General features: G+C 69.6%; 28 protein-coding genes. 18 read left to right on the top strand and 10 right to left on the bottom strand.

All coding sequences use genetic code 11. The features are described 5' to 3' along the window. Window position 1 precedes the first annotated feature (1 nt). Window positions 2-1171 (top strand): imidazolonepropionase, encoded by a 1170-nt coding sequence (gene hutI / locus CYQ11_RS11940; protein ID WP_099199646.1) that lies wholly within the window; start codon window positions 2-4, stop codon window positions 1169-1171. Between the two features lie 229 nt (window positions 1172-1400). On the opposite strand, the gene CYQ11_RS11935 is transcribed toward hutI, so the two are convergent. Continuing rightward, window positions 1401-2309 carry an RNA polymerase sigma factor SigF gene (locus CYQ11_RS11935; RefSeq protein ID WP_398781146.1) on the bottom strand — a complete coding sequence of 303 codons (909 nt, stop codon included), beginning with the start codon at window positions 2307-2309 and terminating at the stop codon, window positions 1401-1403. A gap of 249 nt (window positions 2310-2558) precedes the next feature. Here CYQ11_RS11935 and CYQ11_RS11930 point away from each other — a divergent pair, with 249 nt between their 5' ends. From CYQ11_RS11930 to CYQ11_RS11910, 5 genes are all read left to right on the top strand, one after another. Further along, window positions 2559-2927, top strand: a complete 369-nt coding sequence (locus CYQ11_RS11930; RefSeq protein ID WP_099199648.1) for an STAS domain-containing protein — start codon at window positions 2559-2561, stop codon at window positions 2925-2927. A gap of 142 nt (window positions 2928-3069) precedes the next feature. Beyond that, window positions 3070-3567, top strand: coding sequence for an ATP-binding protein (locus CYQ11_RS11925; protein WP_099199649.1), 498 nt, complete (start codon window positions 3070-3072; stop codon window positions 3565-3567). Between the two features lie 157 nt (window positions 3568-3724). Then, window positions 3725-4540 carry an LPXTG cell wall anchor domain-containing protein gene (locus CYQ11_RS11920; RefSeq protein ID WP_099199650.1) on the top strand — a complete coding sequence of 272 codons (816 nt, stop codon included), beginning with the start codon at window positions 3725-3727 and terminating at the stop codon, window positions 4538-4540. A 30-nt stretch (window positions 4541-4570) separates the two neighbouring features. Continuing rightward, entirely contained in the window at window positions 4571-5452 is an 882-nt protein-coding gene (locus CYQ11_RS11915; protein WP_099199651.1) for a COG1470 family protein, read from the top strand. Then, window positions 5449-6441, top strand: coding sequence for a hypothetical protein (locus tag CYQ11_RS11910; protein ID WP_181143641.1), 993 nt, complete (start codon window positions 5449-5451; stop codon window positions 6439-6441). The genes CYQ11_RS11915 and CYQ11_RS11910 overlap by 4 nt, the downstream gene beginning before the upstream one ends. Window positions 6442-6455: 14 nt before the next feature. Here the strand turns inward: CYQ11_RS11910 and CYQ11_RS11905 are convergent, their stop codons facing one another. After that, window positions 6456-7991 (bottom strand): peptide MFS transporter, encoded by a 1536-nt coding sequence (locus tag CYQ11_RS11905; RefSeq protein WP_099199652.1) that lies wholly within the window; start codon window positions 7989-7991, stop codon window positions 6456-6458. Window positions 7992-8459: 468 nt separating this feature from the next. Here CYQ11_RS11905 and CYQ11_RS11900 point away from each other — a divergent pair, with 468 nt between their 5' ends. Both CYQ11_RS11900 and CYQ11_RS11895 read left to right on the top strand, forming a co-directional pair. Next, window positions 8460-9140, top strand: a complete 681-nt coding sequence (locus tag CYQ11_RS11900) for a response regulator transcription factor (protein ID WP_099199653.1) — start codon at window positions 8460-8462, stop codon at window positions 9138-9140. A gap of 75 nt (window positions 9141-9215) precedes the next feature. Beyond that, window positions 9216-10460, top strand: coding sequence for a sensor histidine kinase (locus CYQ11_RS11895; protein WP_099199654.1), 1245 nt, complete (start codon window positions 9216-9218; stop codon window positions 10458-10460). Between the two features lie 72 nt (window positions 10461-10532). Here the strand turns inward: CYQ11_RS11895 and CYQ11_RS11890 are convergent, their stop codons facing one another. Continuing rightward, complete coding sequence (locus CYQ11_RS11890; RefSeq protein WP_099199737.1) at window positions 10533-11078, bottom strand: GtrA family protein; 546 nt, start codon at window positions 11076-11078, stop codon at window positions 10533-10535. Window positions 11079-11236: 158 nt separating this feature from the next. Here CYQ11_RS11890 and CYQ11_RS11885 point away from each other — a divergent pair, with 158 nt between their 5' ends. From CYQ11_RS11885 to CYQ11_RS11875, 3 genes are read left to right on the top strand one after another with little or no spacing between them, the layout of a single operon-like run. After that, window positions 11237-12397 (top strand): 5-(carboxyamino)imidazole ribonucleotide synthase, encoded by a 1161-nt coding sequence (locus tag CYQ11_RS11885; protein WP_099199655.1) that lies wholly within the window; start codon window positions 11237-11239, stop codon window positions 12395-12397. Beyond that, on the top strand, window positions 12394-12921 hold the full coding sequence (gene purE, locus CYQ11_RS11880; protein WP_099199656.1) for a 5-(carboxyamino)imidazole ribonucleotide mutase: 528 nt from the start codon (window positions 12394-12396) through the stop codon (window positions 12919-12921). The genes CYQ11_RS11885 and purE overlap by 4 nt, the downstream gene beginning before the upstream one ends. A gap of 5 nt (window positions 12922-12926) precedes the next feature. After that, complete coding sequence (locus tag CYQ11_RS11875) at window positions 12927-14117, top strand: dipeptidase (RefSeq protein WP_099199657.1); 1191 nt, start codon at window positions 12927-12929, stop codon at window positions 14115-14117. A 39-nt stretch (window positions 14118-14156) separates the two neighbouring features. Here CYQ11_RS11875 and CYQ11_RS11870 read toward each other — a convergent pair whose 3' ends face one another. Next, window positions 14157-14702 carry an acyl-CoA thioesterase gene (locus tag CYQ11_RS11870; protein ID WP_099199738.1) on the bottom strand — a complete coding sequence of 182 codons (546 nt, stop codon included), beginning with the start codon at window positions 14700-14702 and terminating at the stop codon, window positions 14157-14159. A gap of 119 nt (window positions 14703-14821) precedes the next feature. Between CYQ11_RS11870 and CYQ11_RS11865 the strand changes: the two genes are divergently transcribed. After that, the gene (locus CYQ11_RS11865; RefSeq protein ID WP_099199658.1) at window positions 14822-16135 is read left to right on the top strand and encodes an LCP family protein; all 1314 of its coding nucleotides are present in this window, start codon (window positions 14822-14824) and stop codon (window positions 16133-16135) included. 45 nt (window positions 16136-16180) lie between these two features. On the opposite strand, the gene CYQ11_RS11860 is transcribed toward CYQ11_RS11865, so the two are convergent. Next, window positions 16181-16975, bottom strand: coding sequence for a VOC family protein (locus CYQ11_RS11860; RefSeq protein WP_099199659.1), 795 nt, complete (start codon window positions 16973-16975; stop codon window positions 16181-16183). A gap of 431 nt (window positions 16976-17406) precedes the next feature. Between CYQ11_RS11860 and CYQ11_RS11855 the strand changes: the two genes are divergently transcribed. The 6 genes from CYQ11_RS11855 to CYQ11_RS11830 all read left to right on the top strand — a co-directional run bounded on the left by CYQ11_RS11855 (window position 17407) and on the right by CYQ11_RS11830 (window position 20742). Continuing rightward, window positions 17407-17718, top strand: a complete 312-nt coding sequence (locus tag CYQ11_RS11855; RefSeq protein ID WP_099199739.1) for a hypothetical protein — start codon at window positions 17407-17409, stop codon at window positions 17716-17718. Next, on the top strand, window positions 17642-18172 hold the full coding sequence (locus tag CYQ11_RS11850) for a DUF6879 family protein (RefSeq protein WP_099199660.1): 531 nt from the start codon (window positions 17642-17644) through the stop codon (window positions 18170-18172). Before CYQ11_RS11855 ends, CYQ11_RS11850 begins: the two co-directional genes overlap by 77 nt. A 27-nt stretch (window positions 18173-18199) precedes the next feature. After that, window positions 18200-19051 (top strand): helix-turn-helix domain-containing protein, encoded by an 852-nt coding sequence (locus tag CYQ11_RS11845; protein ID WP_099199661.1) that lies wholly within the window; start codon window positions 18200-18202, stop codon window positions 19049-19051. Between the two features lie 61 nt (window positions 19052-19112). Beyond that, a complete protein-coding gene (locus tag CYQ11_RS11840; protein WP_146104678.1) occupies window positions 19113-19385 on the top strand; it encodes a hypothetical protein in 273 nt (90 codons plus the stop codon). Window positions 19386-19508: 123 nt separating this feature from the next. Continuing rightward, window positions 19509-19994, top strand: a complete 486-nt coding sequence (locus tag CYQ11_RS11835; RefSeq protein ID WP_099199740.1) for a hypothetical protein — start codon at window positions 19509-19511, stop codon at window positions 19992-19994. Between the two features lie 85 nt (window positions 19995-20079). Beyond that, window positions 20080-20742, top strand: coding sequence for a class I SAM-dependent DNA methyltransferase (locus CYQ11_RS11830; RefSeq protein ID WP_099199663.1), 663 nt, complete (start codon window positions 20080-20082; stop codon window positions 20740-20742). Between the two features lie 56 nt (window positions 20743-20798). Here CYQ11_RS11830 and CYQ11_RS11825 read toward each other — a convergent pair whose 3' ends face one another. From CYQ11_RS11825 to CYQ11_RS11810, 5 genes are all read right to left on the bottom strand, one after another. Next, entirely contained in the window at window positions 20799-22148 is a 1350-nt protein-coding gene (locus CYQ11_RS11825; protein ID WP_099199664.1) for a DUF3987 domain-containing protein, read from the bottom strand. Window positions 22149-22237: 89 nt separating this feature from the next. Beyond that, window positions 22238-23041: an Lsr2 family DNA-binding protein gene (locus CYQ11_RS11820; RefSeq protein ID WP_099199665.1), complete on the bottom strand. Its 804-nt coding sequence runs from the start codon at window positions 23039-23041 to the stop codon at window positions 22238-22240. 457 nt (window positions 23042-23498) lie between these two features. Beyond that, window positions 23499-24053, bottom strand: a complete 555-nt coding sequence (locus CYQ11_RS29160) for a hypothetical protein (protein ID WP_146104677.1) — start codon at window positions 24051-24053, stop codon at window positions 23499-23501. A 429-nt stretch (window positions 24054-24482) separates the two neighbouring features. Continuing rightward, complete coding sequence (locus CYQ11_RS11815; RefSeq protein ID WP_481135913.1) at window positions 24483-25226, bottom strand: phage major capsid protein; 744 nt, start codon at window positions 25224-25226, stop codon at window positions 24483-24485. A 323-nt stretch (window positions 25227-25549) separates the two neighbouring features. Continuing rightward, entirely contained in the window at window positions 25550-25942 is a 393-nt protein-coding gene (locus tag CYQ11_RS11810; protein WP_099199667.1) for a helix-turn-helix domain-containing protein, read from the bottom strand. Window positions 25943-26079 lie beyond the last annotated feature (137 nt).

The following is a 26079-nucleotide window of genomic DNA, read 5'->3' as shown; positions in this document are numbered from 1 at the left end:
CATGAGCACGGCGATCACCAACATCAGCAGTCTCGTCACCAACGACCCCTCCCTCGGCGATGGCCCCCTCGGCCTGGTCCAGGACGCGGCCGTCGTCATCGACGGCGACCGCGTCGCCTGGATCGGTGCGTCAAGCAAAGCACCCGCCACTGACAACGCCGTCGACGCGGCGGGCCGGGCGGCGCTGCCCGGCTTCGTCGACTCCCACTCCCACCTCGTCTTCGCCGGCGACCGCACCGCCGAGTTCAACGCCCGCATGTCCGGGCAGAGCTACAGCGCGGGCGGCATCCGCACCACCGTGGCGGCGACCCGCGCGGCGACGGACGAGCAGCTGGAGGCCAACCTCCTGCGCTACCTCGGCGAGGCCCTGCGCCAGGGCACCACCACCTTGGAGACCAAGTCCGGCTACGGCCTGACCACCCGTGACGAGTCCCGGGCCCTGCGCATCGCGGCCGCCCACACCGACGAGGTCACCTACCTCGGCGCGCACGTGGTCGCCCCCGAGTTCGCCGACGACCCCGCCGGCTACGTCGGCCTCGTCACCGGCGAGATGCTCGACGCGTGTGCCCCGCACGCCCGTTGGGTCGACGTGTTCTGCGAGAAGGGCGCCTTCGACGGCGACCAGGCCCGGGCCGTCCTGAAAGCGGGCGAGCGGCGCGGTCTGATCCCGCGCGTCCACGCCAACCAGCTGGGCCACGGCCCCGGCGTCCAGCTGGCGGTCGAGGTGGGCGCGGCCTCCGCGGACCACTGCACCCACCTCACCGACGCCGACGTGGACGCCCTCGCCCAGGGCACCACCGTGGCCACGCTCCTGCCCGGCGCCGAGTTCTCCACCCGCGCCCGGTGGCCGGACGCCCGCAGGCTGCTCGACGCGGGCGTGACGGTCGCCCTCTCCACGGACTGCAACCCGGGCTCGTCCTTCACCAGTTCCATGCCGTTCTGCGTGGCGCTGGCGGTGCGGGACATGGGCATGACCCCCGACGAGGCCGTCTGGTCCGCCACGGCGGGCGGCGCCGCGGCCCTGCGCCGCACCGACATCGGCCGCCTCGCCCCCGGCGCCCGCGCGGACCTCGTCCTGCTGGACGCCCCGAGCCACGTCCACCTCGCCTACCGGCCGGGCGTGCCGCTGGTCTCCGCGGTCTGGCGCGCGGGCGTACGCCACCAGGGCTGAGACGGCGGCGGGCCGCTCAAGGCCGGGCCGGGGCTCACGAGGCCGCGTCGCCCGCCGCCCTGACCGGCACGTCGCCGAACTCCAGGAGAGGCGGGGGTGATGGCGGCGCTGCCCGCGGCCGTCGGCCGCCGCGGGCGGTCACGCCGTGCCGCGCCCGCGCATGCCACTGTGCCGCACGGGACGTCCCGTGCGGCACACAGTGTGGCCGGCCCGCCTGGGCCGTCCGGTGTCACTCCTCGGTCAGCAGACCTCTGCGCAGGCGCACCAGCGTGCGGGACAGCAGACGGGAGACGTGCATCTGGGAGATGCCCAGCTCCTCACCGATCTCCGACTGGGTCATGTTCGCCACGAACCGCAGGGAGAGTATCCGGCGGTCCCGCGAGGGGAGTTCGGCGATCAGCGGCTTGAGGGACTCCACGTACTCGATGCCCTCAAGACCGTGGTCCTCGTAGCCGATGCGGTCGGAGAGCGAGCCCTCGGTGTCGTCCTCCTCGGCCTGGGCGTCCAGCGAGCTGGCCGTGTAGGCGTTGCTCGCGGCCATGCCCTCGACGACCTCTTCCTCCGTGATGCCGAGGCGCTGGGCCAGTTCGGCGACGGTGGGGGAGCGGTCGAGCCGCTGGGCCAGCTCGTCACCGGCCTTGGCCAGGTCGAGGCGGAGCTCCTGGAGGCGGCGGGGGACCCGCACCGACCAGCTGGTGTCGCGGAAGAAGCGCTTGATCTCGCCGATGATCGTCGGCATCGCGAAGGTGGGGAACTCGACGCCGCGGCTGAGCTCGAAGCGGTCGATGGCCTTGATCAGGCCGATGGTGCCCACCTGGATGATGTCTTCCATCGGCTCGCTGCGGGTGCGGAACCGGGAGGCGGCGAACTTGACCAGGGCGAGGTTCAGTTCGACGAGGGTGTTGCGGACGTACGCGTATTCATGGGTGCCCTCCTCAAGCGAGGAGAGGCGGGCGAAGAGTGTCTTGGACAGCGCACGCGCGTCGACCGGTCCCACCTCGTCGTACGGGGGGATCTCCGGGAGCCCGGCGAGGCCGGGTGCGTCGTGCTCGGGCGGGATCGCCGACGAGGCCGTTTCCCGGGCCTCCGATTCGTGCGGAGAGATCGGGGAATGCTTTTCGTCGAGCCGGGGTGACATGGTCTCCTCCATCATTCTCGGCGTATGGCTGCCGATGCCGTGACCCTTTTGCTGCGGTTTGCGGCGCCTCCAAAGCCGTCGGTGGTGGATGTGTCCCTCTAGCCCTACCGGTCTTTACCATCCGCTGGCAAGTGATGTATGCCCCACTCTGTCCGTATATGGCGGAAGTTTGGCTTCCGGAGAAGCGTGAAGAAGGCGTAGGGTTTTGCCTGCCGCGCGGGCACACCACGAAGGCACGAAGGGGAGCGGATGGATCGCGAGATGGTCGGCAACGCCAGCAGGGGCCGGCTGCAAGTGGAGGTCCGACGCCATGGAGTGAGCTCGGTCGTGTCACCGACGGGTGAGCTGGATCACCATACGGCGGAGTTGCTGCGCGAGCCCCTCGAGGGCTGCGTCCGCGAAGGGGACGCCCGGGTGGTCGTGGACTGCTCCGGGCTCGACTTCTGCGACTCCACGGGGCTGAACGTGCTGCTCGGTGCCCGGCTCAAGGCCGAGGCGGCGGGCGGTGCGATCCACCTCGCCGCCATGACGCCCGTCGTCGCCCGGGTCTTCGAGATCACGGGGGCCGGAGCCGTCTTCACCGTGCACGACACGCTCGATTCGGCCCTCGCCGACTGAGCCGCCGTAGGGTCTCCGTTGCCTGTGTCACAGGCACCCTGTCGAGTTCGTGGGTGTTCTCACGGTTTCGCCGGGCAGGAGTCAGCTGAATCCGTTGAAATTGTTCGTGTTCGAACCGGTGAATCGGTGAGGTGAAGCGCTGATGAGCACCACCCGGGCGTGCCCCCCGCCGGACGGCCCCGGTCCGGAGGTGGAGGGCGGCGCCTCGGCCGGCCTGCCGCCGGCCGGGGGCGGGCAGGCCCGTCGGCTGCGTCTCGTCGGGGTCAGCGGCGCCGTGCCGCTCTCCCGCGACTTCACCCGGCAGGCCCTGCGGGACTGGGGCTGGCTGCCGGCCGCCACCGCCGACCACAGGGCGGCCGCCGAGGACGTCCTGCTGGTCGTCTCCGAGCTGGTCACCAACGCCTGCCTGCACGCCGACGGCCCCGAGGAACTGCGGGTGAGCCAGGCGGGCAAGACGCTGCGGCTGGAGGTCTCCGACCTCGGCGCCGGCACACCCGCCCCGCGCACCCCGCACCGCGCCGGGCGGCCGGGCGGTCACGGCATGTTCATCGTCCAGCGGCTGTGCCTCGACTGGGGGGTCCAGCGCCGCGAGGGCGAGACCGGCAAGACGGTCTGGGCGGAGCTGGCCGCCCCGTCCTAGCGGCCCTCACGCGTTCGTGGTCCGCCGGCGTGGCCCGTGCCACGGCGGCGTGTTCTTTGTCTTCCCTCGTGGCGGTCCCGGGCGTACCTTCGGCGTCCGATCTGATGTGCCGTCAGTTGTCTGCGGCTGTCGGCACCGGACGAGAGGGGAACCCCAGGTGTCCCACACACCACGTCACCCCGTGCGCCGCGGCGGCGCCCTCGCGGTCACGGCGGCGCTCGCCGGTGGTGCGATCGCACTGGCCGCCCCCGTGGCGCACGCCGAGACCGTCGACGTCAACTACCAGTGCAAGACCCCGATCGGGGACAAGAGCGCCGTGTCGCCCATCGACATCAAGGCCGTCGCCGACGGGAACGCCTACAAGCTCACCATGTCCTTCCAGAAGGGCGTCTCCTCCAGCCCGGTCGAGCTGGGCAAGGGCGCGATGAAGCCGAGTGCCGTGATCAAGCTCGGCGGCGCGGACTCCGGCAACGTCGCCGTCGCCGGACCGGCCAACGACCAGCCGATCCCCGCCAACACCCCCATCAAGATCAGCGACTTGTCGGGCACGTACACGCCGAAGAAGAGCGGGCAGGTGACCTTCACCGCCTCCACGCTCACCATCATGGCGCTGGGCACGACGACCACCTGCGAGCCGTCCAACAACCCCAAGCCGTCCCTCACCCTCGACGTCAAGGCACCGGGCGGCACGACGGGCGGTACGACGGGCGGCAGCACGAGCGGCACCACCGGCGGCTCGACGGCCGGTTCCACGGGGGGCTCCACGGCCGGCACGAGCGGCGGCTCCACCGGCGGGGCGTCCGCGGGGACGGCCGGCACCGCCGCCACGGGCGGCTCCACTGGCGGCGGCCAGCTGCCCCAGACCGGCCCCAGCGACTCCGCTCTGGCCCTCGGCACCCTCGGCGGCACCGTCTTCCTCACCGGAGTCGCCGGCACCCTCTGGCTCACCCGGCGCCGCCGCACCGCCGGCTGACCCGCAGCCCCTACGCCCCGGGAGCCGCCGATGACGCTTCGTCCGCCCCCCGTCGCCCGCGCCCGTACCCCCGCGCTCGCCGCCGTCTCCGTCGCCCTCGCGCTGCTCGGCCCGCCCGCCCCGGCGCGCGCGGCCGGCACCGGGCCCTGGACGGCCGCGCCCGCCGCCGGCACCGCGGACGCCCGGCGGGCGGGCGACGGCGGGGCCCCGGCGGCAGGAGGCCGCGCGTCCTTCTACGTGGAGGGCGCGCCGGGCACGGTGTCCGAGGACAGGCTCTCCGTCGTCAACCCCGGCGAACGGCCGCAGACGGTCGAGCTGCGCGCCACCGGCCCGTGGATCTCGCTGGCGGCGCCCCGGGTGAGCGTGCCGCCCCGCACGCGTGCGGACGTGCCGCTGACCGTGGCCGTCCCGGCCGGCCAGCCCCCCGGCGCCCACCTCGCCGCCGTCGTGGCCACCGCGCCGGGCCGCGAGGTCCGGGTGCCGGTGGCGGTCCGGGTCAGCGGGCCGGCTCTTTCCGCGCTCTCGGTGGAACACCTGCGGGTCACCGGCGCGGGGCGCGGCACCGAGATCCACTACGCGCTGGTCAACCGGGGCAACACGACGCTGGCGCCGCGGCTGGCCATCCGCGGCGAGGGCCTCTTCGGCGAGGTCCTGCGCACAGCGCCCCGCACGGCACCGGCCGAGCTGCCGCCCGGCGCGCGCGTACGGCTCACGGAGCGGTGGCCGGACGCGCCGCGGCTGGACCGCGTCAGGATCGGCGTCACGGCCACGGCCCCCGACGGCACCCGCGCCGCGGCGTCCGCCACCTACGCCCCGCTGCCCTGGCTGCCGCCGGTCCTCGCCGGGGCGGGCGGCCTCGCCGTCGCGGCGCTGGCGGTCCGGCTCCTGCGACGCCGCCGGGCACGGTCGTGAGGGCCGCCGGGCGGAGGTGGCCGGCGGCCCTCACGGCCGCGGCCCTGCTCACCCTGACCGCGCCCGCGAGCCCGGCCGCGGCGGCCCCCGCGGCCCGGGCGGCGCCCGTCGCCACCGTCGCCCCCGCCGCGGCGCCCAAGGGCGGCACCGCCAGGGTCACGGGCGAGGGCTGGCGGCCCCGGGCCCTGCTGACGCTCCTCGTCTGCGGTCAGAACATGATCGGCGGCACCAACGCGTGCGCCAACGCCGACGGCCGCACCGTCACCACCACCGCGGACGGCACCTTCGCCACCACGGTCCCGGTCGCCGCGCCGCCCAAGCCCTGCCCGTGCGTCGTGCACGTGGCGACCGTCACGGGCGAGCCGGCGGCCGCCGACGCCCCTCTCGGCGTCCAGGGCCATCCGGAGGCTCCCCTTCCGCCCCAGCGGGACGGTGAGCGGCTCAGCGCCCTGGAGGCCCGCCTGGAGGGCTCCAGTGGGCTGCTGACGTGGTTCGGGGCGCCGCCCCGGCGCCGGCTCGTGGTCACCGTCGCCAATCTCGGCCCGGTCCCGGCGAGGGACCCGGTCTTCCGGCTGGGCACCTCACGCGGCGTCCTGGCGCCCTCCTGGGAGGAGCACCGGTGGCGCGGCACGGTCGCCGCCGGGGGCAAGGAGCGCGTCTCGCTGGACGTCGAGCTGGCGGCCGGGGCGTACGGGGACTACCTGGTCTCGCTCGGATACGGCGACGAGGTGCTCGTCGAGCAGCCGTGGGACGTGAGCCGCCCCTGGGGCGTGACCGTCTTCTGGGTGCTGCTGTGCGTGGTGGTGCCGCTCGCGGTCTTCCGCGCCGGGATGGCCGTGGTGGACCGGGTCCGTCCGCGGCCGGCCGCTCCGGCCGGGACGGCCACGACGGAGGAGGCCGGCCCGGGCCTGCCGTGGTTCCGGCCCGGCACGGTGCCCCCGGAGAACGACGGTGCCCCCGGCGCGGGAGCACCGGGGGCACCGTCGTGAGGTGGGGAGCGACGTCAGTGGACGTCGCCCATCAGGCCCTCGACCTTCTTGCGGGACACCCAGATCGCGGTGCCCGCGGCCACCGCGATGGCCGCCTCGCCGAGGATCACGCCCACGCCGTTGAGGTCCACGCCGGCCGTCGAGAGCAGACCGGTGACGCAGTCACCGGCGGTCACGGCCAGGAACCAGACGCCGAGCATCTGGCTGGCGTACTTCTGCGGCGCCATCTTCGTGGTCAGCGACAGGCCCACCGGGGAGAGGCACAGCTCACCCATCGTCTGGACCATGTAGATGCCCAGCAGCCAGGCCGGGCTGACCTTCGCGCCGTCCGAGGCCAGGCCCATGGCGGAGGCGAAGACGACGAAGGAGACACCGATGGCGATCATGGCCAGCGAGAACTTGACCGTGGTGGTCGGCTCCTTCCGGCGGCGGGCCAGCGCCAGCCACACGGAGGCGAAGACCGGGGCCAGGGCCATGACCCACAGGGGGTTGACCGACTGGAACCACGAGGACGGGAAGTGCAGGCCGAAGACGTTGTCCGTGGTCTTCTTCTCGGCGAAGGTCGACATGGTCGAGCCCGCCTGGTCGAAGATCATCCAGAACACGGCGGCGGCGACGAAGAACCAGATGTAGCCGCTGACCTTGGTCTGCTCGGTGTCCGAGAGCTCCTTGTCCCGCTTGATGCGGAACAGGACGGTGATCGGGATGATCAGGCCCAGGATGGTGATCGGGATGACCGCCCAGTTCAGGGTGAAGTGCCCGGTGCCGCCCACGACGCCGTAGAAGACCGCCGCGACGCCGAGCCAGATCGCCGCCTTGCGCAGCAACACGTTGCGCTCGTCCTTCGGCAGCGGCGAGGGGACGGTGCTGCTGACCGGCGACAGGTGACGGCTGCCGAACAGGAAGCACGCCAGGCCGATGCCCATGCCCATCGCGGCAAGCGCGAAGCCCAGGTGCCAGTTGACCTCCTGGCCGACCGTACCGATGACCAGCGGGGCGGCGAAGGCGCCGGTGTTGACGCCCATGTAGAAGATCGTGAAGCCACCGTCGCGGCGCGGGTCCTTCGGGCCGTCGTAGAGGTGGCCGACCATCGTGGAGATGTTGGACTTCAGCAGGCCGGAGCCGATCGCGACGAGCGCGAGGCCGGCGAAGAACGCGGCCTGGCCCGGCAGGGCGAGGCAGAGGTGGCCGGCCATGATGACGCCGCCCGCGATGGCGACCGTCTTACGCGGCCCCCAGACGCGGTCGCCGAACCAGCCGCCGGGCATGGCGAGCAGGTAGACCATCGCCACGTAGACGGAGTAGATGGCCACCGCGTTGGCCTCGGACATACCGAGACCGCCGCCCTGGCTGCCCGGCTTCGCGTCGGGGCCACCGGCGATCAGGTAGATGACAAGGAGGGCGCGCATGCCGTAGTAGCTGAAGCGCTCCCACATCTCCGTCATGAAGAGGGGGGCCAGGCCGCGGGGGTGGCCGAAGAAGGTCTTGCCGCCGACGGCCGGAGAGGTCTTCTCCCGCTCGGCCGCGTCCTTCGTCAGGCTGGACGCCATGGTCATTCCTAGGGGGTGTTCGGGACGCGCGGTGGAGCGGGTGCGCGCCCGGTGGGGGGTTGGCCGGCACCGGCTACCGCGCCGCCCGCCCCCACGCCCGGAGGGGTTCGGCTCCCCGGAAGGGGAACCGGCAGGACGGCCGTAACCGGGATCCACGCCCCCGCGCATCTTCGCGCGGCGGACCCGGCCGACAGGTCGATCACTGTGAGTCGGGGCTGGGGTACCAGCCCCGCGCACAACAGAGACCCTCGGCGTCTTCAGATGCCGAAGGCCCCTCGGTAGTGCTACAGACGTCCCGTCACCATACGTCACACCCCGCCCGGGTATGGAAGGTGTTGAGAGATGGATCACAGGCCGGACGGGAACCGTCCACACATATTCGTAGGTGATAGCACTTTCGGTGAAGTGTTGCCGTAGGTAGCCCTCACTACACCTCTGACGTGCGCCCGAGCGGACTACCATCTCTCCATGACCCGAGTACTGCTCGCCGAGGATGACGCTTCCATCTCGGAGCCGCTCGCACGCGCGCTGCGCCGCGAAGGGTACGAGGTGGAAGTGCGCGAAGACGGTCCCACGGCGTTGGACGCCGGCCTGCAGGGAGGGGTGGACCTGCTCGTCCTCGACCTCGGGCTGCCCGGCATGGACGGTCTGGAGGTCTGCCGCCGGCTGCGCACCGAGGGCCACGGCTTCCCCGTGCTGGTGCTCACGGCTCGCGCCGACGAGGTGGACACGGTCGTCGGCCTGGACGCCGGCGCCGACGACTACGTCACCAAGCCCTTCCGGCTGGCCGAACTGCTCGCCCGGGTACGGGCCCTGCTGCGGCGCGGCGCCGCCGAGACCCACCACCAGCCGCCCGCCACCCACGGCGTCCGCATCGACGTCGAGTCGCACCGCGCCTGGATGGGCGAGGAGGAACTCCAGCTCACCGCGAAGGAGTTCGACCTGCTGCGCGTGCTGGTGCGCGACGCGGGCCGGGTCGTCACCCGCGACCAGCTGATGCGCGAGGTCTGGGACACCACCTGGTGGTCCTCCACCAAGACCCTCGACATGCACATCTCCTGGCTGCGCAAGAAGCTCGGCGACGACGCCGCCAACCCCCGGTACATCGCCACCGTGCGCGGCGTGGGCTTCCGCTTCGAGAAGAGCTGACCTCCCCGCCCCGGGGCATCACGGGCCGGACCTGCCGGGCCGCACCTCACGTACCGCTCCCGCCCGGAGGACACCGTGCGCCGCCGACTGATCAACTCCACGCTCGCCGTCGTGCTCGTCGTGATCGCCGTCTTCGGCATCTCGCTCGTCATCGTCGAGACGCGGACCATCGAGAGCAGCGCTCAGGAGAGCGTGCAGTCCGAGGCCGTGCGCCTGGTCAGCATCGTCGACAGCCGGCTGGTCGGCGGCGAGCGGGTGGAGTCCGGGGTGCTGCGCGAGCAGATCACCCCCGAGCGGTACGCCCGCATCGACATCCCCGGCCGGCAGCCCATCGAGATCGGCGACCGCCCGACGGGCGGCGTCATCACCGCGACGCAGAAGGGCGAGCAGGGCGAGACCGTCATGGTCGAGGAGTCCCGCTCCACGGTCAGCCGTGAGGTCGGCCGCACCCTCCTGGTGATCCTCGCGGTGGCCCTGCTGGCCGTGATCGCCGCCGTGTTCCTCGCCGTGCGGCAGGCCAACCGGCTCACCGCGCCCCTCACCGACCTCGCCGAGACCGCCGAGCGGCTGGGCTCCGGCGACCCGCGCCCGCGCCACCGCCGCTACGGCGTGCCCGAGCTGGACCGGGTCGCCGACGTGCTGGACGGCAGCGCCGAGCGGATCGCCCGGATGCTGACGGCGGAGCGGCGGCTGGCCGCCGACGCCTCGCACCAGCTGCGCACGCCGCTGACCGCGCTGTCGATGCGGCTGGAGGAGATCACGCTCACCGACGACCCGGAGACGGTCAAGGAGGAGGCGACGATCGCTCTCACGCAGGTGGAGCGGCTCACCGACGTCGTCCAGCGGCTGCTGACCAACTCCCGTGACCCGCAGACCGGCTCCGCGGTCACGTTCGACCTCGACGAGGTCATCAAGCAGCAGATCGAGGAGTGGCGGCCGGCCACCCGCAGCGGTGGCCGCGCCCTGGTCCGCTCCGGCAAGCAGGGGCTGCGGGCGGTGGGGACGCCGGGAGCGGTGTCCCAGGTGCTGGCGACGCTGATCGAGAACTCGCTGATGCACGGCGACGGCACGGTCGCGCTGCGGACGAGGGTGACCGGCAACCAGGCCGTCGTCGAGGTCTCGGACGAAGGACCCGGCGTGCCCGTCGACCTCGGTTCGCGGGTCTTCGAGCGCACGGTCAGCGGCCGCAACTCGACGGGCCTGGGGCTGGCGGTCGCGCGGGACCTGGCGGAGGCGGACGGCGGGCGGCTGGAGCTGCTGCAACAGCACCCGCCGGTCTTCGCGCTCTTCCTGAGCCGGGGAGCCGACGGCTGCGAGTAGACGCCGGAGGGACGGCTGCGGGGAGACGACGGTGAGGAGACGACGGGTGGGCGGGGCGTGCGCGCGGGCGTCCTACTTCCCGGCGTCGACGCGCTGGTGCGGGGCCTCGGCCGGGGCCTCGGACTCCGTCCCGGCGTCGGCGTCGGCCAGGAACGATTCGGCAGTCTCCACGGCGTCGCGGACCGGCATCGCCCGGAACACCCAGGTTCTGTAGGACCAGAACCGGAAGACCGTGCCGAGCCCGAGGCCGACGACGTTCTTCGCGATGTTGCTCGCCAGCGGCGACGTGAAGCCGAGGCCGTAGTACGAGAGCGCCAGGATGCCGTTCTCGATCACGAGCCCGACGCCGCTGAACAGGAGGAAGAGGGGCAGCTCACGGCTGCGCTTGCTCTTGTCGGTGTCGCGGTAGGTCCAGTAGCGGTTGCCGACGTAGTTGGTGGCGATCGCGACGGCCGTCGCGATGACGCCCGAGCGGACGACGGCGAGGTGGAACTCGTGCCGGCAGAGGTTGAAGACGATGAAGTTGACCACGAATCCGATGGCGCCGACGGCGCCGAATTTCGCGATTTCGCGGGCCAGCCGCTCCAGCCGGGAACGCACTGTGCGCCGTTGAGTCATGGTGTTCATGCTAACCAGCGCTCTCCGGCTGTGACCGGGAGAGTCCGTTAACCGCCGGTTGACGCGCGCTTTTCGGTCATCGTCCGGCAGCCCACCGGCGCCTTCCGGCCAGGGCCCGAATCCTTGGAGGATCATCCAGGCCGGTACGAGTGGTTCGCATGTGCGGATACCCTGGGGGCGTGACGTTCCCGGTAGTCGGCATGGTCGGCGGCGGCCAGCTCGCCCGTATGACCCACGAGGCGGGCATCCCCCTCGGCATCAGGTTCAAACTGCTCAGCGATACCCCGCAGGACTCGGCGGCCCAGGTGGTGAGCGACGTCGTCATCGGCGACTACCGCGACCTGGACACCCTTCGTGCTTTCGCACAAGGCTGCGATGTGATCACCTTCGATCACGAGCACGTACCCACCGAGCACCTCCGGGCCCTGGAGGCGGACGGCGTTCCCGTCCGGCCTGGGCCCGACGCGTTGGTGCACGCCCAGGACAAGGGCGTCATGCGGGCGAAACTCCAGGAGATCGGGGTGCCCTGCCCCCGGCACCGGATCGTCGCGGACCCCGCCGACGTGGTGCGGTTCGCGGAAGAAGGGGACGGCTTTCCGGTTGTCCTGAAGACGGTGCGCGGTGGCTACGACGGCAAGGGGGTGTGGGTCGTACGCGACGCGACGGAGGCGGCCGAGCCCTTCCGGGCGGGTGTGCCCGTCCTCGCGGAGGAGAAGGTCGACTTCGTCCGCGAGCTCGCCGCCAACGTCGTCCGCTCCCCGCACGGCCAGGCCGTCTCGTACCCCGTCGTGGAGTCGATCCAGGTCGACGGCGTCTGCGACACGGTCATCGCCCCGGCGCCGGACCTCTCCGAGGAACTGTCCGCGCACGCCCAGCAGCTCGCGCTCAAGGTGGCCAAGGAGCTGGGCGTGGTCGGCCACCTCGCCGTGGAGCTGTTCGAGACCCGCGACGGCCGGGTGCTCGTCAACGAGCTGGCGATGCGTCCCCACAACTCCGGCCACTGGACCCAGGACGGCGCGATCACCTCGCAGTTCGCCAACCACGTCCGGGCCGTGCTCGACCTGCCGCTGGGCGACCCCCGGCCGCGCGCCAAGTGGACCGTGATGGCCAACGTGCTCGGCGGTGACTACCCCGACATGTATTCCGCGTATCTGCATTGCATGGCGCGCGACCCGGGCCTGAAGATCCATATGTACGGCAAGGACGTCAAGCCCGGCCGCAAGGTCGGACACGTCAACACCTACGGCGACGACCTGGCGGACGTGCGCGAGCGCGCCGCCCACGCCGCCGGATACCTGCGAGGAACGATCACGGAATGACTGGTTCCCCCGTCGTCGGCATCGTCATGGGCTCCGATTCGGACTGGCCCGTCATGGAAGCCGCCGCGAAAGCCCTCGACGAGTTCGAGATCCCCTACGAGGTCGACGTCGTCTCCGCGCACCGGATGCCGCGCGAGATGGTCGCGTACGGGGAGCAGGCCGCCGGCCGGGGCCTCAAGGCGATCATCGCGGGCGCGGGCGGCGCCGCCCACCTGCCCGGCATGCTGGCCTCCGTGACCCCGCTGCCGGTCATCGGGGTGCCCGTACCGCTGAAGTACCTGGACGGCATGGACTCCCTGCTGTCCATCGTGCAGATGCCCGCCGGGGTGCCGGTCGCCACCGTCTCCGTCGCCGGCGCCCGCAACGCCGGGCTCCTGGCCGTCCGGATGCTCGCCGCCCACGACGGTGACCTCCTGGAGCGGATGCGCGGCTTCCAGGACGAGCTGAACCAGCAGGCCACCGAGAAGGGCAAGCGGCTGCGCGCCCGCACCGAGGGCGCCACCGGCTTCGGGTTCGGGAAGTGAGCGCGGTGAGGGCGGACCACCTGGTCCGCGCCCGCGAGCTGCTCGCCGCCCACCCCGTCGTCGACGGGCACAACGACCTCCCCTGGGCCCTGCGCGAGCAGGTCCGCTACGACCTCGGCAAGCGCGACATCGCCACCGACCAGAGCGCCGACCTGCACACCGACCTGCCCCGGCTGCGCGAAGGCGGGGTGGGCGCCCAGTTCTGGTCCGTCTACGTCCGCAGCGACCTGGCGGGCGACGACGCGGTCAGCGCCACGCTGGAGCAGATCGACGTCGTGCGGCGGCTGGCCGAGCGCTACCCCGCGGACCTGCGGCTCGCCTTCACCGCCGACGACATGGAGGCCGCGCGCGCCGAGGGCCGCATCGCCTCCCTCATGGGCGCCGAGGGCGGCCACAGCATCAACTGCTCCCTGGCCACGCTGCGGGCCCTGCACCGGCTGGGCGTCCGCTACATGACGCTCACCCACAACGACAACATCCCGTGGGCGGACTCGGCGACCGACGAGCCGGCCGCGGGCGGCCTGACGCGCTTCGGCGAAGAGGTCGTCCGCGAGATGAACCGCGTCGGCATGCTGGTCGACCTCTCGCACGTCTCCGCCGACACGATGCGGGACGCGCTGCGGGTCAGCGAGGCGCCGGTGATCTTCTCGCACTCCTCCGCGCGCGCGGTCTGCGACCACCCGCGCAACATCCCCGACGACGTGCTCGCACGGCTCGCCGCGGGCGGGGGCGTGGCCATGGCCACGTTCGTACCGAAGTTCATCCTGCCCGAGGCCATCGCGTGGACGCGGGCCGCGGACGAGAACATGCGGGCCAACGGGCTGCACCCGCTGGACACCACCGCCGTCGGCATGGCCGTCCACCGCGCCTTCGAGGCGGCGAACCCCCGCCCCCGGGCCACCGTCGCGACGGTCGCCGACCACCTCGACCACATGCGCGAGGTCGCCGGCGTCGACCACGTCGGCCTCGGCGGCGACTACGACGGCACGGCCTTCACCCCGGAGGGCCTCTCCGACGTCTCCGGCTACCCGAACCTCATCGCGGAGCTGCTCCGCCGGGGCTGGTCCGACTCCGACCTCGCCAAGCTGACCTGGCAGAACGCGGTCCGGGTGCTGAGGGCCGCGGAGGACGTGGCCGGCGAGCTGTCCGCACGGCGGGGGCCGTCGATCGCCACGATCGACGAGCTCGACGGCTGAGCGCCGGGACGGCCGGGACGCCCCCGGCCGCCACGGGCCTCAGTCCTCCAGGCCCTCGGGCGTCCGCTTCTCGCGCAGCTCCATGATCGCGCGACGGCGGGCGAGCCGGTGGGTGCGCCGGATCATCGCCTCCTGGTAGCGCTGGCGGTCCTTCTCGGTCTCCGGGAGCACCTGCGGTACGCGCCGGGGCTTGCCGTGCTCGTCGACGGCGGCGAAGACGAGGTAGGCGCTGCCGACCTGGACGGCGGGCGTCGACTCGTTCCACCGCTCGGCGAGCACCCGCACGCCGACCTCCATGGAGGACCGCCCGGTCCAGTTGACCTGGGCCTTCACATGAACGAGGTCGCCCACCCGGACGGGCTCCAGAAAGGCCATCTCGTCCATGGAGGCCGTGACCGCCGGGCCGCCGGAGTGCCGGCCGGCCACGGCGCCGGCGACGTCGTCCACCAGCTTCATGATCACGCCGCCGTGGACGGTGCCCAGCAGGTTGGTGTCGCTGCCGGTCATGATGTGGGAGAGGGTCGTACGGGAAGCCGACGTCGGCTTGCCGGCTATCGCCTCCGGGCTCCGGTCCTGAGTGGTCATGCCCCCCACTGTATGCGGGCGGGCGTGTGGGGGCCGATTTGCATCAGCTCTGCAACAGCACTGCCCCGATCCCGCCCGAGCCCTGTGAGCCGGCTGGCCCACGGGGCACACTCGGTCCCATGAACGATTGGCCCGATGGGCGGACCGAAGACCGCCGCGAGCGGTACGGGCGCGGCAGCACCGGCGCCCGGCCGGAGGGCGTCCGTGCGATGCCCCACGTCCAGCGCCCCGCCCCGCCCCAGCAGTACCGGCCGCCCCAGGGCTACGACTCCCCGGACCGGCACCCCGGCCCCCCGCCCCAGGCGGCGGCCCCCGACGACGGCTACAACACCGGCCAGGTCTACGGCCGCGGCAGCGGGCACCCCCAGGGTCCCGGCGGCCCCGGCGGCCCGGACGGTCCCGGCGGCGGGCTGCGCGGCGGCGGCCGGTCCCCCCGCACCGGCACCCCGGACTGGGGCAAGCGGATCAAGATCGGGGCGATCGCCTTCGTCGTCACCGTGCTGGCCGTCTCCGTCGGCACGTACTTCTGGGCCGACGGCAAGATGCGCCGCGAGGTCGACCTGGGACAGCTCCAGGAGCGCCCGCCGGCGGGGGAGGGCACCAACTACCTGATCGTCGGTTCCGACAGCCGTGAGGGCCTGTCCGACCAGGACAAGAAGGACCTGCACACCGGCTCGGCGGACGGCAAGCGCACCGACTCGATGATGATCGTGCACACGGGTGACAACGGCACCACGATGCTGAGCCTGCCGCGTGACTCCTACGTCACCATCCCCGCCTTCACGGGCAAGAAGTCCGGCAAGAAGTTCCCCGCCGCCACGCACAAGCTGAACCAGGCGTACGCGGACGGCGGCCCCGAGCTGCTCGCGCAGACCATCGAGTTCAACACCGGCCTGCGTATCGACCACTACGCGGAGATCGGGTTCGGCGGCTTCCGCAACCTGGTCGACGCGCTCGGCGGTGTGGAGATGTGCCTGGACAAGCCGCTGCAGGACCGCGACTCGGGCGCGGACTTCAAGGCCGGCTGCCAGGAGCTGAACGGCGCCCAGTCGCTGGCCTTCGTGCGCCAGCGCCACCAGGAGGCCGACCAGGACCTCGGCCGGATGCGCAACCAGCAGAAGTTCCTGAACACCCTCGCCAAGCAGGCGGCCTCGCCCGCCACGATCCTCAACCCCTTCCGCCTCTACCCCGTCATCGGCTCCGGCCTGGACACGCTCATCGTCGACAAGGACATGGAGCTGTGGGACCTGGCGTCGATGTTCTGGGCGATGAAGGGCGTCACGGGAGGCGACGGGCAGCAGCTGACCGTCCCCATCTCCAACCCCAACCTCCCCACGCGCGGCGACGGCGTGGCCGTGAAGTGGGACACCGCGAAGGCCAAGCAGCTCTTCGAGCAGCTGAAGAAGGACGAGAAGGTCACCGCCGGCGAGTGAGACCGTCGCGGGCGACGCGCCGCCGGGGCCGTTCCCCGGGCCGGATCAGCCGGCCTCGGGGGACGGCCCGGTCGCGTCGATGAGGGCGAAGACCGCGCCCTGGGGGTCCTGCACCACGGCCATCCGGCCCGCGACCATGTCGAAGGGCGGCTTGAGGACCGACCCGCCGGCCTTCGTCAGCGCGTCGACCGTGCCGTCGGTGTCGTCGACGCAGAAGTACGTCAGCCAGTGCGAGGGCGAGCCGGGCGGGGACTTCTCCAGGCTCTGCATGCCGCCGACCACCCGGCCGTTCGCCTTGAGGGCGGAGTAGCCGGGCAGCTCCTCCATGGGACTGTGCGTCAGGCCCAGGGCCGCCGAGTAGAAGGAACCGGCCGTCCCGGGATCGGCGGTGTTGAGCTCGTTCCACACCACCGAGCCGGGCTCGTTGACGACCTGCGCGCCGAAGAAGTCGCCGGCCTGCCACAGCCCGAACACCGCGCCCGTGGAGTCGGCCACGACGGCCATCCGGCCGAGCGTGAGGACGTCCATCACGTCGGTCAGCGGCGTGCCGCCGTTGGCGTTGACCGCGGCCACCGCCGCGTCCGCGTCGGCGACGGCCAGATACGTCGTCCACGCCGGCGGGGGCTTGGAGCCGCCCTCCTGGGCCATCGAGGTCATGATCCCGGCCACGGCCTTGCCGTTCAGTGCGCAGACCGCGTACCCGCCGGTCTCCGGGGGCCCGGGCTCGCCCTGCCAGCCGAAGAGGTCCCGGTAGAAGTCGAGGGCCTCGCGCTGGTCGGGGACCACGAGGTCCACCCAGCAGGGCGTACCGGGGACGTACGGTTTGGTTACCTCGGGCATGACACGAGCCTCCCTGGCGGTACGGACGCCCCCGCGACCACCTTGCACCCGCCCGGCGGCGGCCCGCCACCGGAAGACGGCGAACGGCCCCCGGGCGAGCGCCGGGGGCCGTTCCCTGAGGGGTGCGGGGTTACGGCAGGTTGCGCGCCATGACGATGCGCTGGACCTGGTTCGTGCCCTCGTAGATCTGCGTGCTTCACGCACAACAAGCGCTTGACCTGCGCAGATGCCCCCTTCAGAGGGAGCCTCCCCAGGATTTCCCCAGTATGACGCCGACCGCCCATGCCGTCGTCAGTGCTCCAAGGCAGCTTCATCCGTGGGCCGGGCCTGCGGGGAGCCCTCCAGCGCCACGCACGCACCCTTGACGTACCGCCACCGCCGGGCTGATGGTCATGCAATCGAGCGCAAGCCGGTGGACACAGGAGATCGCCATGCCACTAGATTTCATGGGGATGGACCCTGAGACGAAGGAGGAGGGGTCCGCCACGGTCTGGGTGCACCACGAGCAGCAGAGGATCATCATCCAAGGCGTGACCGCTGACGACGCCCTCACGGAGGAGGTCGACAGCACCGAGTGGGTACCCGGACATGCTGTGGGGATTCCGGCGCACGAGTCGGTGATCTCCCTGCCGCTACGGATGGTGCCGATCTTGAGGAAGGCGTGCGATGCCGCAGAACGTGCCGGACTTTCCGACGCTGCTCCGGAGCGCGCGGAGGACAGCAGTCCATCTGGAGATGCGTGACAGCTACGGCGTCGCTGGCGAAGCCGAGGAGTTCGACCAGTGGAAGCGGACCGGTGAAGTAGACCTCGACCCGGAGTCCGAGGGCTGGTCCCGCTGGGTGTCGCTGGTACGTGAGACCGTCGTCCGGGGCGTGGTCATGCGACGTGCGCGCATCGTCTCCGAGCCGGTGAGCGAGTACATCCGGTACGAGCACGCCACCACCGCCGTCAACGTCGCCGTGGGCGAGCAGGTCCGCTGGCTGCCCCGGCGGAAGGCGCTCGGCATCGCGGTGCCCGCAGCCGACTTCTGGCTCTTTGACGATCGCCTTGTTCGGTTCAACCTCTTCACCGGTGATGGGGACTGGGCCGACCCCCGGTTCGAGATGACCGAGGACCCGGCCGTGGTCCAGCTCTGTTCATCGGCATTCGAAGCGGTGTGGGAGCGTGGCATCCCGCACGAGGAGTTCAAGGTCTGACACCCGCCACCAACGGACTGCCAGCCCATGTCATCGCCCTCCCCCTCGTCCAGCGTCGCGGCAGCAAGGAAGGCTCTTGCTGACCGGTTGGTGGAGATCCGTAAGGACGCTGGCATTACCGGCCAAGAGCTGTCCGTCCGATGTGGGTGGAACGCTGCCAAGACGAGCCGCATCCAGAGCGGCAAGGCCACGCCCACCGACGCCGATATCCGCGCGTGGTGCGCAGCCTGCGGGACAGAGAATCAAGCAGCCGACCTGATCGCCACCGCCAGAGCAGCCGACTCCATGTATGTCGAGTGGCGCAGGCGCCACCGCACGGGGTTGCGGCAAGCACAAGAGCGACTGATCAGCGGCTATGAAGAGACCTCACTGTTCCGGATCTATGTCTCCAACGTCATCCCGGGCTTTTTCCAGACCCCCGCTTACGCCACGGCCCTCATGCGGTCGATGACCGACTTCCATGAGACCCCCGACGATGTCGCCGCAGCCGTACCGGCCCGGATGGCTCGGAGTCGTCTCATATACGAAGGCGGACACCGGTTCGCCGTCCTGATCGAAGAATGGGTTCTCCGGAGCCAGATCGGCGACACGGAGACGATGGCCGGGCAGCTCAGGCACCTTCTCTCACTGATGCCGCTGGCGTCCGTCTCGCTGGGGGTGATCCCCTCCGCAGGTCAGCGGAAGGTGTGGCCGCTGGAAGCGTTTTATTTGTTCGATGACCGGCGGGTCGCGGTCGAGAACCTGACCGCCAAGATCAACGTGGTGCAACCACGTGAGATCGCCGACTACGCCAAGGCGTTCCACGAGCTGTCCGGTATGGCTGTGTACGGCCCACGTGCCCAAGCACTGATCACTGCGGCCATCGAAGCCCTCGGGTGAAACTGCGCAAGAAATCGCAAGATCGTGGCTATCGCAGTCTGTTGGTCCCTAGCGTCTCCTCATGACCACGGATATCGGAGCAGCTGCACAGCAAGCCGACGCCTTCTTGGAAGGGAAGAAGAAGGCCGACGACGTCGCCTTCATGCTCGGGCAAGTGCTCAAGACGATGGGCATCAAGGTGGGTGACCCGGACTCGTGGCCTCAGCTGACCGGACGTGCCTCGCTCAGTGGCGAGCCGTCCGTCTTCCTGGGGAGTGTCCCGCTGCCCACCGCCAAGAAGATCGCGAACACCTTGGTCTACGCCGAGTCGGTACGACGGTCGCAGGAGCCGTAAAGACCCTCTGGCGACATGGCCGCTCCGGTGTCCTCCCAAGCCTCCCGCTCGGCCGTCGGCATGACGAGCCGGCGGCCCGGCGGGATCCAGCGCACCACCCCGCTCCGTCGAGAGAAAGGGAACATGGTGGCAACAGCACTCCAGACGCGGACCCGTGATCCGCGCATCGTCCTCAACACAGTGCAGGAACGGGTACCGCACCTGGTCGCCGATGTGGGGGTGGATGACCTGTGGGAGCGGGAAGTTCGCCTGTTGCTACGTGACAGCGTGGCCGTCCGAAGTCTCGCCGAACGCATCCTCGGACAGGGCATCGCCTATCTGATCACAGCCATGGAGAACCCCGGCGTGGACATGGGCGTCGGGTACACGGTGGACATCGGGGTTCACCAGCTCATACTCGACACGCCCCTGTACTTCGCTCTGTGCGACGAGTACAACGCCGGGAAGTACAAGCACCACGCGCCGCTGATCGAACGCCGCCGGGACGGCACAGTGATGCGCACGGCGGAGATCATCCGGCGGAACGGTTTCGACGTCGATGACGAGCTGTGGTCGGTGGATGCCTCCGACTGCTCGCCGTGTGACAACAAGGTCCCCGACAGCCACTGAGCCAGCACTAGAGTGCCTGCCCCTGCCCTCCGCTCCGAGGGTGGGGGCAGTGCCGCGTCCCCTTCACAGAGACAGAGGAAACCCCTTGCCTGCACAGCACAACATCGATGTTGAGCGCGAGCTGTGGGACACGTACGCCGAGAGCACCAAGGGCGACGTGTTCGACGCCGAGCCTGTGTTCCGCTGGACGCAGTACGCCGACCACGGGCCCGGCACGGAACTGCTCGGCACCCCGGCGAGTGTTCTGGAGATCGGCTGCGGGACCGGGAGGGCGCTGGCTCACCTCGCGCGGCAGGGGGTGAAGGCGACCGGCCTCGATCTCTCGCCAGTCATGACCGCGAACACCACGGAGCGCTGGGGCCCGCTGGGAGCGCGGTTCGTCTGCGGTGAGGTGCTGGAGCACCTGCGCAGCAGCACGGAGACGTACGACGCCGTCTATTCGATCTTCGGGGCCGTCTGGTTCACGGACCCGGTCAAGCTGTTCCCGTTGGTCGCCGAGCGGCTGAACCCCGGAGGCGTCCTCGTCTTCTCACAGCCTCCTGCCATCCCAGGCGCGTACGGCCCCCAGGGCATGTACAAGGGCGGGTTCGCGGGCAAAGCCATGTACACGTACCGGTACAGCTACACGCCCCGGAAGTGGGAAAACCTCCTTCTACAGGCCGGATTCGAGAAGGCAGAAGCGCAGGTTCTCGACGCCCCTGAGCCTGACCACATCGGGACCTTGATCGCTCGCGCTGTGGTGAGCTGAGCCGAAGCAAACCAAGAACGCCCCGGCCATGATGGCCGGGGCGTTTCTTTAGTTGGTTAGAGGAGTGCTCGGAAGGGGTTGTCCGCGAGCGGTTCCAAGCACTTCGGTTCGGGCGCAGGCTTCGGGGCCTGCACGAGTGCCGGGCGGTAGGCGTCCAGGTGGACGACCGTGGCGCGGTTCACGTGGCGCTCCGGAGTCGCCGGCTGAGGGCCCACGTAATCGGCTCTGTCACTGCGGAGTGTGAAGACGGTGGCCGGGCGGCCCGTCTTCCCGGACCGGTCGACGGTGACGACGATTCCTGGCAGTGCCTTCACCTCAGCGGCCGTCGCTCCGACGTACGGGAGGATCTGAGAGGACGTTGCCCGCCCGCCGTGTGTCTCGATCCGTGCCCGGACCTTGTCGGCGAGGCTGAGCGACTGGCGCTTCGCCTTCGGCATGGTGGCGCCCTTGGTGATCCGGACAGCGTCCTGGACGGAACGGCGTACGAGGGTGAAAGCGGCGAACAGTATGTCGTCCGTGATGCTCTCGGAGCACTCGGAGGCTGCGAGACAGGCCGCGACCCGAAGGGTTTGTTCGGCGGTTCGCTCGATGAACACGACCTGAGCCTCGGGCAGGGTCTCGCCCAGGATGCGGGCGTAGCGGCGCACGATCCGCCACAGTGGCCGGGCGTCCTCGGAAAGGGTGATCACGCGGGGGCGGGCGGTGGCCCAGGCGTAGGCGTCGGACAGTTCGAAGCCGTCCACTGTCGGCAGGGTCATGCGGTCGTCGTCGAGCATCGGCACTGAGCCGAGCAAGAAGGGGAGGATGCGGTTGTACGAGCCGCCCGCCGCTTCGGATTCGCCCACGTACTTCGCCCAGTCGGACGGCGTGATGTGGGAGTGCAGGACCATGGCGGGGTCGCGTACTTCCTGGGCTTCTTCCTTGGTGGTGTTGCGGAGCGTCGCCCCGTCCCACGCGGCCCGGAGCTTCGTGGTGAACGACGGGTCACGCTTGACCCGCTTCAACACCTCCGTCCACTCCTCCTCGACCACCAGAGTCCGGACGTCCCTGCCGTGCTCCGTCTCGGCCGTGGCCTCCTGCTGCTCCCACAGGTGATGCACCATGCTCGCGCCAGAGGTGATCCCGGACGTGGTGTGTGTCGCCACGAAGCGGCCCAACGGCTTGTCGAGGACGTGAAGAGCGGCCCGGAGAGCAGTTCCCTTGCCCCTGCCTGTTCCGGCTACCAGGGCGGACCACACCAGCACGGGACGGGCGTGGCCCCGGGATGACACCTTGACCGTGCCGCCGATCGCGGCCGACCACATCGACAGGGCGGCGACGTACACCCCGAGGGCGTCCGTTTCGAGGTACGGGGCGATCTTGCGGACGGCGCGGCCGATCGGGCCGTAGAGAACCGGGGTGCTCATGCTTCCTCAAAGTCCAAGAGTGAGAGTTGAAGGTGGGACGGCCGGGGAGGGCGGGCGCACGGAGCGCCCGCCACTGTGGGGCGCGGCGTTCAGGCTGCTACCGCTTCCCCGTCGGGCGTGGTCTTGTGGCTCAGTTCGTAGCCGTGCCGTACGTGCATGGGGATGCGGCCCTTGTCGGGCACCTTGTAGCCGTTCTCCCGGGCCCACGAACGAACCAACCGGTTCCGCTCCCGCTCGCTCAGCCCCGACCGGCCGACCTTCACCGGCTCAGGGAGCGGGTCACCTCCCGTGAACTCACCCGCCCGAACGGCGGACTTGAACCGGCCCGGTACGGTCGCGTCCATGCAGGGCAGATCGCGTTCCCTGGCGTCGGCAAGCTTCGTGGCGTTCCGCTCCGCACCCTCACCACAGATGATCAACACAGTGGAGTCATCAGCACGCCCCACCACGTCGTAGCCACAGTTACGCACCGCTTCCCGTGCCTCATCGATCAAGTACCCGGGCACGTCACCACTGACCATCACAGACGGACGCTCCGGCTCGTCATGCTCAACCTCGCCCGGATCGTCGTCGTTCTCCGGCTCGTCCTGTGCACTCACACTCATAGTGGGGGTCAGACCCCCACTATCCGGGACGTGACCCTCAACAGCATGGGTCAGGCCCCTGCTATCGGCGTCGCCCTGCCCCGTGACCACCGATGTGGCCGGAGCTTCAGCAGGCACCCCCAGAGCGTCCGTCAGATACCGGCCGAACACGACGTCGTGTTCCAGGCACAGATCCCACGTGTGAGACCCGAGAGACAGCGATGCCGTCGCCTCTACCTCGGTCCCGTCCTTCGCTATGTGAGCGTCGCAGTAGCTCTTGCGCACGGGAACGAGAACGGTCTTACGCATGGCGCGGGAATCCTTTGATTCGGGCTGGCAGGTGAAGTCTCAGTGAGTGGCCGGAGCGATGCTCTGACGGCCGCCGCATTCACTGTTGCAGCACTGATCAACATCCTGCCCGCCCACTATCACGGAACGGTAACGTAGAGATTTCTAGACCATTACTTCAATTACCAAGAGAGTGGGAGTAATGCCCATTAGGAAAAGAATAGGGCCCGCCGCGGGCACCATCCTTCCACCGTGTACGGGTATGAAAAATTCGACATTTGATCGAACGGCCCCCGACGGCCCGAACTATCCGATCGACATGCGCTACGATGCGATGCAAAAACGGCCAATCGAGCCAGTAAGGAGGGAAATCGAGTGCGCCGGAACGCCCGCTGGTGACTTCACTAACTTTTTCGAAGTTCGCGTCCGAAAAACGCACACAGGACACCGATACGCCACTCATTACGGGCATCAGATATCACTTCAGCTGGGCCGGATCCTTGAGCGCCTCGTCAACAGTCTTTGCACGTTCTCGCCGATTGGCTCGGCTCCAATCCCCCCCAAGCCCGCTGTATACGGCGTCTCGCCCTTCACTGCCTACCTTGAATACATCCTTGAAAGCGACTTCGAAGGATTTCTTGATCTCATCTCCCACCCACGACTTGTCGAATGTCTTAACTTTCTCGATGAGAGCAGCTGCGAGGAAAGTGGCCACTGCGGCACTAAGGGCGCCAATCAGTGCCTTCGTCTCGTCACTCATGCTTTCTTTCGTCGCCACCAAGGCGCCAAATATAATGATGCCGGCAGATCCAGCGACGGCTACCGCTGCTTTCGGAAGGAAAATCCACTCCATCAGCCTCCTACCCAGGACTGGATTTCCTCGCAGTATGCGGCGCCCTTTCCAGAAAAGAAAAAACCCCAGGCCGGCAATTACAAGAACGATTGCCCAGGGACTCCACCAAGGGCCATAGAAATGAAGCCATGCAAGTCCGACTCCAGCGAGCGCGACGAGAGCTGCGACGACGGCGTTCACTTGCTCAAATACTCGGAACAGTGGCGGGGTTTGTGAGTGCAGCAATAACGCAACCCGACATCATCAAGTACCGGGTACAGCGGCTTGTACGGCTCTGCCCGCTGACACTCGCCAGCACTGTCAAGGATTTTCACCATCACCCGAGTCAGCAGTTCGCGATCAAACCGCCCCGCTTGAATACTCTCACCAAGTACATTGCGAACCTCGACATGTCGCACCCCTTGTTTGCCCCGCTGTTTCTTGGACAAACCCGCTCGGGCTCTGGCATTGCGTTGGGCCTCCACCATCCCTCCCGGTGATCTCGTCGGGGGCGCTCTGCTCTGCAAGGGAGCCTGGCATGTGATGAGCGCTCATGCATCGTTGAACTAGCCCGAAGGGGCGAGGCACACTCCCGGGAAATGGCGAACGCATGCCTCGCCCTGCCTATAGCTAGACAGACTTAAGGGCCAGTCCCACAGAGCGCCGTTCGTCCAAGACAGTCGAGCCGACATAGCAGTCCATGACGGACCTCTGCTTAAGAGTGTCGCCATTGAAGTCCAGGAGCCAACGCATCGCATAGCCCCGGTCAGAGCCGCCCGAGGAGAACGTCCCGCGGACTGCGACCGGCTGGCAGACGGCCATGGCGAAGGCCGATTCGACGTAGGCCACGGCGCCCTTCATGTACGGGGAGAAGACGACCACGAAGCCGTACGCGGAGCCGATGACGCCGCCGCGCAGGGACTCGGCTGTGCCGGCCTGGCTGACCTGGCTGAAGTTGTCGTCCTTCATCAGAGCGTTCTTCACGTCCGGGTCAACGGCCAGATACCGGGTACCAGAGACCCGGGCCTTGTCCAGGTAGGTCATGGCGTCGATGATCGCCATGCGCGGGTTCTTCGGGTCCATGGTGATCAGGCCGAGCGCGTTGGCGGCGCTCCTGGCGCTGATCGTGTTGGCTATGTGCTGTTCGAGGTAGTCGGCGACACCGGCGGCCTGCGGGCCGGTCACCTGGGTCTCGAAGTCGGCGATACTGAACCGCATCTCGCGGTCGGTGAGGTCCGTGGCTACGAGCGGCTGGTCCGTGATCTCCAGCTCGACCGTGTTTTCCTTGATCGGCTTGGCCATCGCGTTGACGGACCCGGCGAAGTTCTTCGCCTCAAGGATCTCCGGGCGGCGGATGCGGACCTTATCGCCCACGCCACCCCGGAATTCCTCCTGTGCGTCGCGGTGGACGGTGTTGGCTAGGCCAGTAGCGCCCCGGAGGAGGCTGAGGGCACCAGAAGCCACGATGTGGCTGATGGCGAAATCGTTGTCCTGAACGGCATCGTGCAGAGTAACTATGGATGACTCCTAATCGAGGAAACGGATGTATTCGGGGCGCTGAACCTGTGCCGGGCGCCCGCAGTGGAAGGCTCGATGGGCCACGCTGTACGAGTCCACGCCCTTGGTGAGTCCGCAGACGTCGCAGCGGATGGCGTACTCGTATCGCCACTCACCATGTCGAGTGGCTTTCCAGCTCATCAGAGGCCCTGTGCGGCCCCGGAGCAGATGCCGGCGCGGTCGGCCTCGGCTGCGGCTCGGGCGTCAGCCTTCGTCATCAGGATTCGCCCTGTGCCCTGCTCCCGGTGCCGCAGTGCCTCGGCGGCGTAGATGGCCTTGACGAGCACGTTCCAGCCGTCAGCGTCCTTCGCCTGGCACAGCGGCCCGGCCTGCTCCACGAGCGAGGCAACGCTGATGCGCAGATGGTGAGCCAGCTTGATGAAGGTCAGAAAACTGGGTCGCAGCTCACCGCTCTCGTACTTGTAGACCGCCATGGACGAAACCCCGCACAGAGCAGCCAACTGCGGGACCGACAGGCCAAGATCCTTTCGACGAGACTTACCGCGAACCGGGTCGTAGAGATTCAAGAGCACTCCGGGAGTATGTAGAGCGGGAGATCAAATAAGAAGTCCCCTTGAGGGGGGGAGGGGATAGCTCTATATAGAGAAACCCCCTCGATATAAATGTCGGTGTCCGGAGGGCGGGAAACGGACACCGGCTGGGGCAGAAG

It is taken from the genome of Streptomyces cinnamoneus (assembly GCF_002939475.1).
GTDB lineage: Bacteria > Actinomycetota > Actinomycetes > Streptomycetales > Streptomycetaceae > Streptomyces > Streptomyces cinnamoneus_A.
The sequence above is the reverse complement of the archived record's forward strand: the minus strand, read 5'-3'. Positions and strand labels throughout refer to the sequence as shown.

Coding starts and splice junctions, on each gene's coding strand:
- CYQ11_RS11860 (WP_099199659.1), bottom strand. CDS start 16,975: ATGCCCGAGGTAACCAAACCGTACGTCCCCGGTACGCCCTGCTGGGTG.
- CYQ11_RS11930 (WP_099199648.1), top strand. CDS start 2,559: ATGGATCGCGAGATGGTCGGCAACGCCAGCAGGGGCCGGCTGCAAGTG.
- CYQ11_RS11845 (WP_099199661.1), top strand. CDS start 18,200: ATGTCATCGCCCTCCCCCTCGTCCAGCGTCGCGGCAGCAAGGAAGGCT.
- CYQ11_RS11925 (WP_099199649.1), top strand. CDS start 3,070: ATGAGCACCACCCGGGCGTGCCCCCCGCCGGACGGCCCCGGTCCGGAG.
- CYQ11_RS11870 (WP_099199738.1), bottom strand. CDS start 14,702: ATGACCACTCAGGACCGGAGCCCGGAGGCGATAGCCGGCAAGCCGACG.
- CYQ11_RS11935 (WP_398781146.1), bottom strand. CDS start 2,309: ATGTCACCCCGGCTCGACGAAAAGCATTCCCCGATCTCTCCGCACGAA.
- CYQ11_RS11865 (WP_099199658.1), top strand. CDS start 14,822: ATGAACGATTGGCCCGATGGGCGGACCGAAGACCGCCGCGAGCGGTAC.
- purE (WP_099199656.1), top strand. CDS start 12,394: ATGACTGGTTCCCCCGTCGTCGGCATCGTCATGGGCTCCGATTCGGAC.
- CYQ11_RS11835 (WP_099199740.1), top strand. CDS start 19,509: ATGGTGGCAACAGCACTCCAGACGCGGACCCGTGATCCGCGCATCGTC.
- CYQ11_RS11915 (WP_099199651.1), top strand. CDS start 4,571: ATGACGCTTCGTCCGCCCCCCGTCGCCCGCGCCCGTACCCCCGCGCTC.
- CYQ11_RS11820 (WP_099199665.1), bottom strand. CDS start 23,041: ATGCGTAAGACCGTTCTCGTTCCCGTGCGCAAGAGCTACTGCGACGCT.
- CYQ11_RS11825 (WP_099199664.1), bottom strand. CDS start 22,148: ATGAGCACCCCGGTTCTCTACGGCCCGATCGGCCGCGCCGTCCGCAAG.
- CYQ11_RS11840 (WP_146104678.1), top strand. CDS start 19,113: ATGACCACGGATATCGGAGCAGCTGCACAGCAAGCCGACGCCTTCTTG.
- CYQ11_RS11850 (WP_099199660.1), top strand. CDS start 17,642: ATGCCGCAGAACGTGCCGGACTTTCCGACGCTGCTCCGGAGCGCGCGG.
- hutI (WP_099199646.1), top strand. CDS start 2: ATGAGCACGGCGATCACCAACATCAGCAGTCTCGTCACCAACGACCCC.
- CYQ11_RS11885 (WP_099199655.1), top strand. CDS start 11,237: ATGTGCGGATACCCTGGGGGCGTGACGTTCCCGGTAGTCGGCATGGTC.
- CYQ11_RS11905 (WP_099199652.1), bottom strand. CDS start 7,991: ATGGCGTCCAGCCTGACGAAGGACGCGGCCGAGCGGGAGAAGACCTCT.
- CYQ11_RS11855 (WP_099199739.1), top strand. CDS start 17,407: ATGCCACTAGATTTCATGGGGATGGACCCTGAGACGAAGGAGGAGGGG.
- CYQ11_RS11900 (WP_099199653.1), top strand. CDS start 8,460: ATGACCCGAGTACTGCTCGCCGAGGATGACGCTTCCATCTCGGAGCCG.
- CYQ11_RS11890 (WP_099199737.1), bottom strand. CDS start 11,078: ATGACTCAACGGCGCACAGTGCGTTCCCGGCTGGAGCGGCTGGCCCGC.